Genomic DNA, 12337 nt, shown 5'->3' on the forward strand with positions numbered 1-12337 from the left:
AGCAGCACAGGCAGGCTGTCATCGTCGACTGCGGAAAACAGCCTGTGCGAAGTGAGCCGTGAAAATACGTGGGAGCGAGAATTGACCGCTCGCTCGCCGCGTTGGGCCAGCAAAAGCCCAACGTCATACTCAGTCGACGTAGCGCAAACCCAACTGTTTCAACGGCTCGCGCATCTGATACATGTCGAGGCCGAGCACGCCCGAGGCAAGCTTTTCACGCTTCTGCCCTTCGTTTGCCTCGCGTGCGGTGGCTTTATCGAGCGTGTCTTGTGCCTTCGCCGACGGCACCACGACCACGCCGTCCTGATCCGCGACGACCACGTCGCCCGGTGTGACGAGCGCGCCCGCGCAAATCACCGGCACGTTGACCGAGCCAAGGGTCGCCTTGATGGTGCCCTTCGCCGAGATCGCCTTGCTCCACACGGGAAAGCCCATTTCAGTGAGCACGCTCACGTCGCGCACGCCCGCATCGATGATGAGCGCCCGTGCGCCGCGTGCCTTGAAGCTCGTTGCAAGAAGGTCGCCAAAATAGCCGTCGGTGCAGTCGGCCGTGACGGCTGCCACGACGATGTCGCCGGGTTGAATCTGCTCGGCTGCAACGTGCATCATCCAGTTGTCGCCGGGATGCAGCAGCACCGTGACGGCGGTGCCGCTCACCGGCGCGCCTGCATAGATCGGACGCATGTACGGCTTCATCAGACCCACGCGTCCCATGGCTTCGTGAACGGTGGCGCTGCCGAGAGCGCCGAGGCCATCCGCGACGCTGCTGTCCGCACGCGCGATGTTGCGATAAACCACTCCGAGTTCGTACATGTTCAACGTCCTTGTGCTTTGAGTGCGGCATCGAGGCGCGGATAGACGCGCCGCGCGTTGCCTTCGTAGATCTGGTGGCGCTGTTCCGGATTCATGGCCGCTGCCTCGACGTAGCGCTTCGTGTCGTCGAAGTAGTGGCCCGTTTGCGGGTCGATGCCGCGCACCGCGCCGATCATCTCGCTCGCGAACAGAATGTTGTCGACGGGAATTACGTTTGTAAGCAGGTCGATGCCCGGCTGGTGATACACGCAGGTGTCGAAGAAGATGTTCTTGAGCAGATGCTTTTCGAGCAGCGGCTTCTTCATTTCCTGCGCGAGGCCGCGAAAGCGTCCCCAGTGATACGGCACTGCGCCGCCGCCGTGGGGAATCACGAAACGCAACGTCGGGAAATCGCGGAACAGGTCCGATGTGAGGCACTGCATGAAAGCCGTGGTGTCCGCGTTCAGGTAGTGTGCGCCCGTGGTGTGAAAGCACGCGTTGCAGCTCGTGCTCACGTGGACCATTGCCGGGATGTCATATTCGACCATCTTCTCGTAGATCGGATACCAGTAGCGATCGGAGAGCGGCGGGCTCGTCCAGTGGCCGCCCGACGGATCGGGATTCAGATTGATCGCGACATTGCCGTACTGTTCGACGCACTTCACGAGTTCGGGAATGCAGGTGGCCACGTCCACGCCGGGGCTCTGCGGCAGCATCGCGGCGGGAATGAAATGCTCGGGGAACAACTGGCTCACTCGATAGCACAGTTCGTTGCAGATCGCGGCCCACGTGCTCGACACGTCGAAGTTGCCGATGTGATGCGCCATGAAACTGGCGCGCGGGCTGAACACTGTGAGGTCGAGCCTGCGTTCGCGCATCAGGCGCAACTGGTTCGTCTCAATCGACTCGCGCAACTCGTCGTCGCTAATCTGCAACTCGGACGGCTTGGGCGCGTCGGTGGGGTTGCCCAGCGCGGCGATCTGGCGGTTACGCCACGCCTCCAGCGCTTTGGGCGCGGTCGTGTAATGACCGTGAATGTCGATGATCATCTATGTACTCCGAAATAAAATGCGGTATGACGGGATTTTTCGCGTGACTACCTAGGCCTTCTCGTTCGCCTGAGTCTGTTCCGAGGCGCCGGAACGCCCGTCGTCCAATGACTGATGCTCAAGTGGCGCGTGTGCAGGGGCCGCGTCAAGTGAAGCCGCTTCGAACAAAGGCTCGGGGTCGCCGCCTAGCGCCTTCGTCACGCGCGCCGCGAATTCCAGCAGGCGCGGGCGGTAGCGCTCCATTTGCTTCATGCCCATGCGCGCGGACGGCCCGACAATGCCGAGCGCGCCGACCAGTTCCTGACCAAGGCGGAACACAGGGGCCGAGATGCCCGACGTTTCGCGATCGCGTTCGCCCATCGACAGATAGACGTAGCGGGAGCGGACCGTTTCGTACGGCTCGCCCGGTTCGCCTGCGAACGCGAGCAGCACGCGCCCGCCCGCGCCGCGTTCGAGCGGCTGAGTGTCGCCTTGCTGCACTTCCGCGCGAATCGAATGACGCGATGCGATGCGGTAGAGGCACACGCGGTGATCGCGCTCGCGCACATGAAACGAGACGGCCTCGCCGGTTTCCGCGCTCAGTTCCTTCATCGCGGGCAGCAGGACATCGCGCAGATCGAAGCCGGCCTCGTAGACGGCGCTTAGATGTATTGCCGCGGATCCGATCCAGAAGCGGCCGTCGTCGCGGCGAATCAGAAGCTGGTGATGGCAAAGCGCTTGCGCAAGCCGCGAGAGGGTGCTCTTGTAGAGTCCCGTGCGCTCGGACAGCTGGGTTAGCGTGAGCGGTTCGTCGTCGCGGCGAAAGGCGAAGAGAATCGACGCCGCACGATCCAGAACATCGATTCCACTGGCCGTGACGCCTTGCGGGGCGCGCACGGTTTCGCTATTGCGAGGCATATGTCCGTCTCCGTTGTGTTCTATCAGATAGAACTGATACTCGTCAGATGGAACAATGCTATTCCGATCGCTTTTCGCCGTCAATCACTTAGCCGTGCGTCGTGTCGGTGATATCCCTGAGCGACAGGCGACGATGGTACCGCTACCATCGCATTCATCCCGAAAAGCTCCACCCGTCGGCAGTGCGTGCGGCGTGATGGTAGCGTTACCATGGAGACATCAGTGGCGAACCGCAAAACCTCGGAACAGCTGCGCAGTTATCGCTGGTATGGCGTCAACGACCTTCGCTCGTTCGGCCATCGGTCGCGCACTGCGCAAATGGGCTATCACGCGTCCGATTACATGGGCAAGCCGGTGATCGCCGTCGTCAACACGTGGAGCGAGATCAACTCGTGTCACACGCATTTCAAGCAACGCGTGGAGGAGGTCAAGCGGGGCATCTGGCAGGCCGGCGGCTTCCCGGTCGAGATGCCGGTCATGACGCTCGCCGAGCCGTTCCAGAAACCCACCACGATGCTGTATCGCAACTTCCTCGCGATGGAGACCGAGGAAATCCTGAAGTCGTATCCGTTCGACGGCTGCGTGCTGATGGGCGGCTGCGACAAGACCACGCCCGGTCTGTTGATGGGCGCAATCAGCATGAACCTGCCGTCGATCTTTCTGCCCGCCGGCCCGATGCTGCGCGGCAACTGGAACGGCCGCACGCTCGGCAGCGGGTCGGACACGTGGAAGTACTGGGCCGAATTGCGCGCGGGCAAGATCACGGAAGACGAGTGGAAGGGCATTGAGAGCGGCATCGCGCGCTCGCCTGGGCACTGCATGACGATGGGCACCGCGTCGACCATGACGAGCGCTGCCGAAGCACTCGGCCTCACGTTGCCCGGCTTTTCGTCGATTCCCGCGGTCGATTCGCGGCATGCGCAGTTCGCGTCGCTAACGGGCCAGCGCATCGTCGAAATGGTGTGGACCGATGTAAAGCCGTCGGACATTCTCACCGCGAAATCATTCGATAACGCCGTGACCACCGTGCTGGCCATGTCGGGTTCGACCAACGCGATCGTGCATCTGGTGGCGGTCGCGCGCCGCGCCGGTATCGACCTGACGACGGCAAGGTTCGACGAGCTTTCGCGCATCACGCCGGTGATCGGCAATCTGCGCCCGTCGGGTCAGTATCTGATGGAAGACTTTTTCTATGCCGGCGGCCTGCGCGCGTTGCTGCTGGAACTCGGCGATCTGATCGACGGCTCGCAGATGACCGTCAACGGTTCGACCCTCGGCGAGAACATCGCGGGCGCTGAAATTTTCAATGACGACGTGATCCGCAAGCGCGGCAATCCTGTGGTGGCGAGCGACGGCCTCGCGGTATTGACCGGCAATCTCGCGCCGGACGGCGCCGTCATCAAGCCCGCGGCGATGGAGGCACATCTGCTGAATCATCGCGGCCGCGCCGTGGTGTTCAAGGACTACGCGGATATGGCGGCGCGCATCGACATGGAGGACCTCGACATCACCGCCGATTCGGTGATCGTGCTCCAGCATGCGGGGCCTGTGGGTGCGCCCGGCATGCCCGAATGGGGCCAACTGCCAATCCCGCAGAAGCTGTTGAAGCAGGGCGTGCGCGACATGGTGCGTATTTCCGACGCGCGCATGAGCGGCACCAGTTATGGCGCGTGTGTGTTGCATGTGGCGCCGGAGTCGTTTGTCGGCGGCCCGCTTGCTCTCGTGAAGGACGGCGACATGATCCAACTCGACGTGGCCGCGCGGCGTCTGCATCTGGAAGTGAGCGACGAAGAACTGAGTGCGCGCAAGGCCGCATGGCAGCCGCCGAAGCTTCCCTTCGAACGCGGCTTCGGCGTGATGCATCAACTGCATGTATTGCAGGCGAACAAGGGTTGCGATTTCGATTTCCTCGAAGAGCCGGTGAAAACAGCGGCCGTGCCAAGCGCGCCGACCACACACGATGCGCCGGGTGCGAAGAGCAGCGAACCCGAAATTCACTAATCAAACCGGAGCCCTGAGATGACCGCATCCGAAATCGTCGTGAGCGAAGCGACGCTCGAACAACTGAGGCACGTGAGCACGGCCACGTTGACCACGCAACTTTTCAAGCGCGGCTTGCGCAACGTGTTTTTGCAAGGCGTCGCACCACTCGCCAAACCGGCACCGGGCACGCCGAATCTGGTGGGGCCCGCGTTCACGTTGCGCAATATCCCGGCGCGCGAAGACCTCGATCACGTCGGCGTGTTTCAGGACCCGGACCATCCGCAACGCAAGGCGGTCGAGACCGCGCCTGTCGGCAGTGTGCTCGTGCAGGACTGCCGCGGCGAGCGCTCGGTGGCGTCGGTGGGCTCGATTCTCGCGCTGCGCCTCGCTAAGCGCGGGGTCGCGGGCATGGTGTCCGACGGTCCGGTGCGCGATAGCGGAACCATCGCCGCATTGGGCTTGCCGATCTGGTGCGCGGGCGCGAGCGCGCCGCTGAATCTCGCGAAACATCATGCGGTCGATATGAATGTGCCGATTGCCTGTGGCGGCGTGCCGGTTTATCCGGGCGATATCGTCGTCGCGGATGTGGACGGTGTCGTTATCGTGCCGCGCGAGATGGCAGCCGATGTCGCGCGCGATGCGGCCGAGCAGGAACAGCTCGAGGCGTTCATCGCTCAACGGATCGACGAAGGCCGGCCGTTGCGCGGCACGTATCCGCCCAATGAAGAGACCATGGCCGCTTATGCGCAATGGCGAGCACAACGCCAATGAGCCGCTGCGACGCCTGAGTACACGTCATTCACGCGCGATCTATCGCAGGACACAGGTCCGCGCATCGAACGCGGCCGGAGGAGACGCTGTGAGCACCACGACACCGGCAATCGCCGAATCGCGCCTGATCAACCGCCTTGCGCTGCGCCTGATGCCGCTGCTGGGGCTGCTCTATCTGGTCGCTTATATCGACCGCTCCAATATCAGCTTTGCCAAGCTGCAAATGCTCGGAAGCCTCGGACTTTCCGAGGTTGCTTATGGGCTCGGCGCGTCGCTGTTCTTTATCGGCTACCTCATTTTCGAAGTGCCGAGCAACGTAATGCTGCACAAGTACGGCGCGCCGCGCTGGATGGCGCGCATCATGTTCACATGGGGCGTCGTGACGATACTGCTCGCTTTCACGCAGAACGCCACGATGTTCTACGTGCTGCGCTTTCTGCTCGGCGCATCGGAAGCCGGTTTGTATCCTGGTGTGATCTATTACCTCACGCTGTGGTTTCCGGCGCGGCACCGTGTGCGCATGCTCGGCTATTTCACGGTGGGCAGCAGTCTCGGGAATATGGTCGGCGCGCCGATCTGCGGCTGGCTGCTCGACAAGGGCGGGATTGCAGGGCTGCATGGCTGGCAACTGGTGTTCATCGTCACGGGGCTGCCGTCGGTTCTATTGACGGTCGTCGTGCTGTTCCTGCTGCCGTCGTCGCCGAAACAAGCGAAGTTTCTTTCCGCCGACGAGAAAGAGTGGCTCACGCACACGCTCGACGCCGAACGCGCGCAGATCAAGTCGGGCGTGGCGACGCACGGCTCGCTGCTCAGCGTGCTGACCGAGCCGCGCGTGATCGGTATGGCGCTCTACTACATGATGCTGTCGATCTCCGTCTACGGCGTGAGTTACTGGTTGCCGACGCTGGTCAAAGGCTTCGGCGTAAGTAATACGACGAACGGGCTGCTGAACATCATTCCATGGCTGATGGCGACCATCGTGCTCGCGTGGCTGCCTTCCAGGTTGCGCGGTGCCGGCAATCGCGCAATCGTCGCGATGCTGGTTTCGGCTCTGCTGGGTGTCGTGTGCTTCCTGAGCGCGGTGTTTCTGCCGACCAACACGCTGCGATTCATCGCGTTGTGCTTTGGCGCGCCGTGCATGTATCTGCTGATTCCGTGCTTCTGGACCTTGCCGCCCAAATTTCTGTTCGGCGCGCGTGCTGCAGCCGGCATCGCTGCGATCAATTCGCTCGGCAATATCGGCGGCTTTATCGCGCAGAATCTCGTGCCTTGGGTTCGGCAGACAACGGGCAGCGTGAAGGCGCCGATGCTGATTCCCGCGACCTGTCTGCTCGTGTTCGCTGTCATTACGCTGTTGATCTTGCGCCGCGAAAGAGGCGCACGCGGGGCGCAACATGCTGTCCCCGTGATCGAGTAGGCTGTGCGACCACGCTTTGCCATGCGGCGCGTCTGACCGAGCTGCGTGCGGGTTGCCGCGATTTAGCGAAAGTCAGCGTGATTCAGCCAGTTTAGAATACGGCGCGCGATCCATTAACTTCCGTCAGCACTCATGCCGAACCAGAAACCGCCCGCTGCCGCCGACGCCGATCTGCCCGACGCGGCGGCGCCCGCCAGACGCATGCGCGGCGGCCCGAAAGGCCTGCGCATCACCGACGTCGCGGCGCAGGCGGGTGTCTCCCCGATCACGGTATCGCGCGTGTTCAACAGTCCTGCGACGGTCGCGCCCGAAACACTCGAACGCGTGCGCCAGGTCGTGCAAAAGCTCGGCTATGTGCCGAACCGGCTTGCGGGTGGCTTGTCGTCGTCGCGCTCGCGGCTGATTGCCGCGATCGTGCCGACCATCGCCCACTCGCTGTTCTCGGAGACGATCCAGGTCTTCAGCGAGACGATGTCGCGCGCGGGCTACCAGGTGCTGCTCGCCTTGAGCGGCTACGACGATTCGAGTGAAGAGGCGTTGCTCGACGCAGTGCTGAGCCGGCGGCCCGAAGGCGTGCTGCTGACCGGCGTCGCGCACACCGACTCCTTGCGCGAGCGGCTTGCGAACGTCGGCATTCCGATCGTCGAAACGTGGGACATGACGGATCAGCCTATCGACATGCTGGTCGGTTTCTCGCATTACCGGATCGGCGCGGCGGTGGCCGAGCACTTCCTGCAAAGGAATGTGCGCAAGCCCGGGCTCGTGTCGGCAAACGACCAACGGGCGCTCGCGCGTCGCCGTGGCTTTTGTGAGCGGCTCGCGCAGGCGGGCATTCACGACATCGCAGAAGTACTCGTCGCGCCGCCTAGTTCGGTTGCACTCGGCAAGGTGGCATTGCCTCGGCTCGTCGAGCAGTCCCCCGATATCGACGCGGTTTTTTGCGGGTCGGACCTGCTCGCCATTGGAACGTTGAGCGCGGCCAGACAATTGGGACTGAGCGTACCGTCGCAACTGGCGATCTGCGGTTTCGGCGATCTGGAGTTCGCGACCGAGACGACGCCCGAGCTTACCTCTGTGCACGTCGACGGCACACGGATCGGGCTGACCGCGGCGCGCTGCCTGCTGGACCGGCTGGCCGGCACCGAGCAGAACAAAGTAACCGACGTGGGCTTCCAGATCGTGGAGCGCGCAACGACCTGATCCGGCTTCGGCAATATCTCCATCACGCCGTTGAACATGCGGCGCCTGTCAGGCCGTCATGGCCTCTTTCCCCTGGTGTCTTTGCGATTGACGAGGCGGCGAATCGAGCCGCCGCGAGCGCGCAATACTTGACGCAGATCAGAAATACATTCACCCGCGACTATTGCGCATGTGCATGCGCACGTGCATTGAATGCCGATGCGGACATTGTTTGATGTAGCTTGTCCGAGATCATGTTCCAGGCCGGTGGGCGCTCTTAAAATCCGACCGCGCATGAAGTAATTGGTCTGGTCTTCATGGCGAGAACATTGTGTAGCGTTCCAGATCGGTCCATGGATATCAGGCAGATATGGTGAATAAGAAAACCATTGAACGGGTGTTGGTACCCGTGGGGGCTGGACTCGTCGCGTGTCTTGCGGGGTGCAGCAATCTCGACGTGCTCGATCCAAAGGGCAGCGTGGGTGTGGCCGAAAAGTCGCTGATCAGTACGGCGACGATGGCCATGCTGATCGTCGTCGTGCCGGTGATCATCATGATCCTGGTGTTTGCCTGGCGTTACCGCGCAAGCAATCGTAGCGCGACCTATGCACCAAAGTGGGCGCATTCCACCGCGATCGAAACGGTGGTGTGGACCGTTCCCACTCTGATTATTCTGTTCCTCGGAATTCTGACGTGGAATACCACGCACGAACTCGACCCATACCGACCCATCGAATCGGCGGTCAAGCCGATCAAGGTCGAGGTCGTGGCGCTCGACTGGAAGTGGCTTTTCATCTACCCGGAACTCGGCGTTGCTTCGGTCAACCAGCTTGCGTTCCCCGTGGGTACACCGGTTGATTTCAAGGTCACATCCGATTCCGTGATGAATTCGTTTTTCATCCCGCAACTGGGAAGCCAGATCTACGCGATGGCGGGCATGCAGACGCAACTTCATCTGATAGCCGACCATGCCGGCGATTACGCCGGTATCTCCGCCAACTTCAGCGGCAAAGGTTTTTCCGACATGAAGTTCCGCGCGCTCGCCGTCACGCCCGCTCAGTTCGATGCGTGGGTCGAAAAAGTGAAGGGCTCGCCGCGCCGGCTCGATATGAACGAGTACAACTCGGTGGCGCAACCGAGCGAGAAGGAGCCGGTTGGCTATTTCTCGACGGTGGACCCGAAGGTCTTCACGAACATCATTGCAAAGTACAACAACGGCAATGTTCTCGATTTGCAGAACAGCAACTGCCGCACAAGGGGTTAGCATATGCTCGGAAATCTGACACTCTCCGCGATCCCGTTCGATCAGCCCATCATCATGGGGGCGGGCGCTCTCATGATCGTCATGGTGCTCGCCGTGGTCGCGACACTGACCCGGCTTCACAAATGGAAATGGCTATGGCACGAGTGGTTGACTAGCGTCGATCACAAGAAGATCGGCGTCATGTATATCGTGGTCGCGGTGCTGATGCTCGTGCGCGGCTTCGTGGACGCGGTCATGATGCGTCTTCAGCTCGCTCTGGCGTATCACTCTCCAGGCTATCTTCCGCCGCACCATTACGATCAGATCTTTACGGCTCACGGCGTCATCATGATCTTTTTCATGGCAATGGCGCTGATGGTCGGCCTGTTCAATCTGGTGGTGCCGCTGCAGATCGGAGCGCGCGACGTCGCGTTTCCCTTCCTCAATTCGCTCAGTTTCTGGATGACCGCGATTAGCGCGATCCTGATGAATCTGTCGCTCGTGATCGGCGAATTCGCGCAGGTCGGCTGGCTCGCGTATCCGCCATTGTCGGAGTTGAAATTCAGTCCGGGCGTCGGGGTGGACTACTACATATGGAGTTTGCAACTGTCAGGTGTGGGCACACTGATTACGGCCATCAACTTCTTCGTGACTATCGTGCGGATGCGCGCACCCGGCATGACGCTGATGAAAATGCCGGTGTTCACGTGGACGGCGCTCTGTTCGAACGTGCTGATCATGGCCACGTTCCCGATTCTCACGGTGGCCTTGGCGCTGCTCGGGCTCGACCGCTACATGGGCATGCACTTTTTCACGAACGAAGCAGGCGGCAACGCAATGCTGTACCTGAATCTGATCTGGGCATGGGGCCACCCCGAGGTCTACATTCTGGTGTTGCCGGCATTCGGCATTTATTCGGAAGTCATTGCGACCTTTTCGAAGAAGCCGTTGTTCGGCTACCGGACGATGGTCTATGCAACGTGCGCAATCATGGTCCTCGCGTTTCTCGTCTGGCTGCACCACTTCTTCACGATGGGCTCGGGTGCGGACGTCAATGCATTCTTCGGCATTATGACAATGGTCATTGCCATTCCAACCGGTGTGAAGATCTTCAACTGGCTGTTCACGATCTACCGCGGGCGACTCGAGTTTTCCGCGCCTGTGTTGTGGACGATCGGTTTCATGATCACGTTCACTATCGGCGGCATGACCGGCGTGATGATGGCGATTCCCGGTGCGGACTTCGTGCTGCATAACAGCCTCTTTCTGATTGCACACTTTCACAACGCGATCATTGGCGGCGTGGTTTTCGGCTACCTCGCAGGGTTCCACTACTGGTTCCCGAAAGCATTCGGTTTCAAGCTGAACGAGAAGCTCGGCAAGTGCGCGTTCTGGTGCTGGTTCGTGGGCTTCTATGCTTCGTTCATGCCGCTCTACGTGCTGGGCTTCATGGGTGTGACTCGACGTCTGAACCACTACGACAACCCGGCGTGGCATCCGTGGATGATTGCGGCTGCATGCGGAGTAGCTCTGATCGCGGTCGGCGTGGTTTTCCAGGTGGCGCAAGTATGGGTCAGCGTGGCGAACCGCAATAAACCCGAGTACCGCGACGTAACGGGCGACCCCTGGAACGGCCGTACTCTCGAATGGGCGACCGCGTCGCCGCCCCCGGTCTATAACTTCGCCATCATTCCGACGGTGCACGAGCTCGACGCATACGCTCACATGAAGGAGACGACAAGCGGACTCGCGAAAGCGCCGGCCAATCAGGCATATCAGGACATTCACATGCCGTCCAATACCAGTGCAGGGTTGCTCATCGGTTTGTTCAGTCTTGTGCTTGGCTTTGCCGGCGTCTGGCACATCACCTGGCTCGCTGTCGCGGCACTGCTGGCTATCGTGGCCACGCTGATTGCACGCAGCTTTGGCGACAACGACGGCTATTACATCTCCGCCGACACCGTGCGGGAAATCGAAAGTAAGCGTGGCCCGGCGGCCGCTGCGGTGCAGAGCCGCGAATTCGAAGCTGTGGAGGCCTGATCGATGTCGCAGAAAACAATCTCCGTGACGCACCACGGCGCACACGATGACCACGGTTCGTCGGATACGGTGTTCGGCTTCTGGCTGTATCTGATGACCGACTGCGTGCTGTTCGCATCGCTATTCGCCGTGTCTGCGGTTATGTCGCATCAGTTCGCGGGCGGCCCGTCGGGCAAGGATCTGTTCGACATCGGCGGCGTCGCGGTGGAGACTGCCGCGCTGCTGTTGAGCAGCATCAGCTACGGCTTCGCGATGCTAGGCGCCCGGCGCGGTAAGTCCGCTGCCGTCCTGGGCTGGCTTGCGGTGACCTTCGTGCTCGGCCTTGCGTTTCTCTTGCTGGAAATGCGCGAGTTCTCGCACCTGATCGCCGAAGGCGCAGGACCTTCCCGCAGTGCGTTTCTGTCGTCGTTCTTCACGCTGGTGGGCACGCACGGACTGCACGTTACGGTGGGCCTCGTATGGATGGCGGTGCTGGCCGTGCAGATCGCGCGGAGTCCGAAAATGTCGGAACGCCAGATCACGCGTCTCACGTGCCTAAGTCTTTTCTGGCATTTCCTCGACATCGTGTGGATCTGCGTCTTTTCCTTTGTCTACCTCGGGAGCGTGCTGTAAATGGCTCATATGCAATCAGTTCCGGCGCAGCAGGGCAACGGCAGCATGCGCGGCTATGTTGGCGGATTCCTGCTGTCCGTGGTGTTGACCGCCGCTGCCTTCGGGCTCGTAATGCGCGGCACTTTCCCGGCGCAGACGGCGATGATCGCGTTATCGATTCTTGCCTTCGTGCAGATCGTCGTGCATCTGGTGTTTTTCCTGCACATCGACATGTCGGCCGGACAACGCTGGAACGTCATGGCGCTCGGTTATACGGCATTAGCCGCCTTGTTCCTGATCGGCGGCACGATGTGGGTCATGCATAACGTCAGTATGAACATGATGTCGCGGTAGTCCGTTGGGATTGCGCATCCA

11 protein-coding genes are annotated in these 12337 nt (G+C 61.2%); 8 read left to right on the top strand and 3 right to left on the bottom strand.

The window, feature by feature from the left end; translation table 11 throughout:
* Nucleotides 1–129: 129 nt before the first annotated feature.
* Genes ligK through H281_RS0117635 form a run of 3 tightly spaced genes read right to left on the bottom strand, consistent with a single transcriptional unit; the run spans nucleotide 130 to nucleotide 2738 of the window.
* Nucleotides 130–813, bottom strand: a complete 684-nt coding sequence (gene ligK / locus H281_RS0117625) for a 4-carboxy-4-hydroxy-2-oxoadipate aldolase/oxaloacetate decarboxylase (RefSeq protein WP_020068466.1) — start codon at nucleotides 811–813, stop codon at nucleotides 130–132.
* A 2-nt stretch (nucleotides 814–815) separates the two neighbouring features.
* Nucleotides 816–1841 (bottom strand): amidohydrolase family protein, encoded by a 1026-nt coding sequence (locus H281_RS0117630; protein WP_020068467.1) that lies wholly within the window; start codon nucleotides 1839–1841, stop codon nucleotides 816–818.
* Nucleotides 1842–1892: 51 nt separating this feature from the next.
* Nucleotides 1893–2738 carry an IclR family transcriptional regulator gene (locus H281_RS0117635; RefSeq protein ID WP_020068468.1) on the bottom strand — a complete coding sequence of 282 codons (846 nt, stop codon included), beginning with the start codon at nucleotides 2736–2738 and terminating at the stop codon, nucleotides 1893–1895.
* Nucleotides 2739–2948: 210 nt separating this feature from the next.
* Here H281_RS0117635 and araD point away from each other — a divergent pair, with 210 nt between their 5' ends.
* From araD to cyoD, 8 genes are all read left to right on the top strand, one after another.
* Nucleotides 2949–4739, top strand: coding sequence for an L-arabinonate dehydratase (gene araD / locus H281_RS0117640; protein WP_033379589.1), 1791 nt, complete (start codon nucleotides 2949–2951; stop codon nucleotides 4737–4739).
* An 18-nt stretch (nucleotides 4740–4757) separates the two neighbouring features.
* Nucleotides 4758–5492, top strand: a complete 735-nt coding sequence (locus tag H281_RS0117645) for a ribonuclease activity regulator RraA (protein WP_020068470.1) — start codon at nucleotides 4758–4760, stop codon at nucleotides 5490–5492.
* A gap of 88 nt (nucleotides 5493–5580) precedes the next feature.
* On the top strand, nucleotides 5581–6909 hold the full coding sequence (locus H281_RS0117650) for an MFS transporter (RefSeq protein ID WP_020068471.1): 1329 nt from the start codon (nucleotides 5581–5583) through the stop codon (nucleotides 6907–6909).
* Between the two features lie 132 nt (nucleotides 6910–7041).
* Nucleotides 7042–8109: a LacI family DNA-binding transcriptional regulator gene (locus H281_RS0117655; RefSeq protein WP_020068472.1), complete on the top strand. Its 1068-nt coding sequence runs from the start codon at nucleotides 7042–7044 to the stop codon at nucleotides 8107–8109.
* A 349-nt stretch (nucleotides 8110–8458) separates the two neighbouring features.
* Nucleotides 8459–9352 carry a ubiquinol oxidase subunit II gene (cyoA, locus tag H281_RS0117660; RefSeq protein ID WP_020068473.1) on the top strand — a complete coding sequence of 298 codons (894 nt, stop codon included), beginning with the start codon at nucleotides 8459–8461 and terminating at the stop codon, nucleotides 9350–9352.
* 3 nt (nucleotides 9353–9355) lie between these two features.
* Nucleotides 9356–11371: a cytochrome o ubiquinol oxidase subunit I gene (cyoB, locus tag H281_RS0117665; RefSeq protein ID WP_020068474.1), complete on the top strand. Its 2016-nt coding sequence runs from the start codon at nucleotides 9356–9358 to the stop codon at nucleotides 11369–11371.
* A gap of 3 nt (nucleotides 11372–11374) precedes the next feature.
* On the top strand, nucleotides 11375–11983 hold the full coding sequence (gene cyoC / locus H281_RS0117670) for a cytochrome o ubiquinol oxidase subunit III (protein WP_020068475.1): 609 nt from the start codon (nucleotides 11375–11377) through the stop codon (nucleotides 11981–11983).
* Entirely contained in the window at nucleotides 11984–12316 is a 333-nt protein-coding gene (cyoD, locus tag H281_RS0117675) for a cytochrome o ubiquinol oxidase subunit IV (RefSeq protein ID WP_020068476.1), read from the top strand.
* The last annotated feature ends 21 nt before the right edge of the window (nucleotides 12317–12337 follow it).

Origin of the sequence: Paraburkholderia caledonica (assembly GCF_000383275.1) — a bacterium.
In the GTDB taxonomy this organism is placed as follows: domain Bacteria; phylum Pseudomonadota; class Gammaproteobacteria; order Burkholderiales; family Burkholderiaceae; genus Paraburkholderia; species Paraburkholderia caledonica.

What these genes read in the sequence shown, in the direction of transcription:
- ligK (WP_020068466.1), bottom strand. Translation starts at nt 813, where the DNA reads ATGTACGAACTCGGAGTGGTTTATCGCAACATCGCGCGTGCGGACAGC.
- H281_RS0117630 (WP_020068467.1), bottom strand. Translation starts at nt 1,841, where the DNA reads ATGATCATCGACATTCACGGTCATTACACGACCGCGCCCAAAGCGCTG.
- H281_RS0117635 (WP_020068468.1), bottom strand. Translation starts at nt 2,738, where the DNA reads ATGCCTCGCAATAGCGAAACCGTGCGCGCCCCGCAAGGCGTCACGGCC.
- araD (WP_033379589.1), top strand. Translation starts at nt 2,949, where the DNA reads ATGGAGACATCAGTGGCGAACCGCAAAACCTCGGAACAGCTGCGCAGT.
- H281_RS0117645 (WP_020068470.1), top strand. Translation starts at nt 4,758, where the DNA reads ATGACCGCATCCGAAATCGTCGTGAGCGAAGCGACGCTCGAACAACTG.
- H281_RS0117655 (WP_020068472.1), top strand. Translation starts at nt 7,042, where the DNA reads ATGCCGAACCAGAAACCGCCCGCTGCCGCCGACGCCGATCTGCCCGAC.
- cyoA (WP_020068473.1), top strand. Translation starts at nt 8,459, where the DNA reads ATGGTGAATAAGAAAACCATTGAACGGGTGTTGGTACCCGTGGGGGCT.
- cyoB (WP_020068474.1), top strand. Translation starts at nt 9,356, where the DNA reads ATGCTCGGAAATCTGACACTCTCCGCGATCCCGTTCGATCAGCCCATC.
- cyoC (WP_020068475.1), top strand. Translation starts at nt 11,375, where the DNA reads ATGTCGCAGAAAACAATCTCCGTGACGCACCACGGCGCACACGATGAC.
- cyoD (WP_020068476.1), top strand. Translation starts at nt 11,984, where the DNA reads ATGGCTCATATGCAATCAGTTCCGGCGCAGCAGGGCAACGGCAGCATG.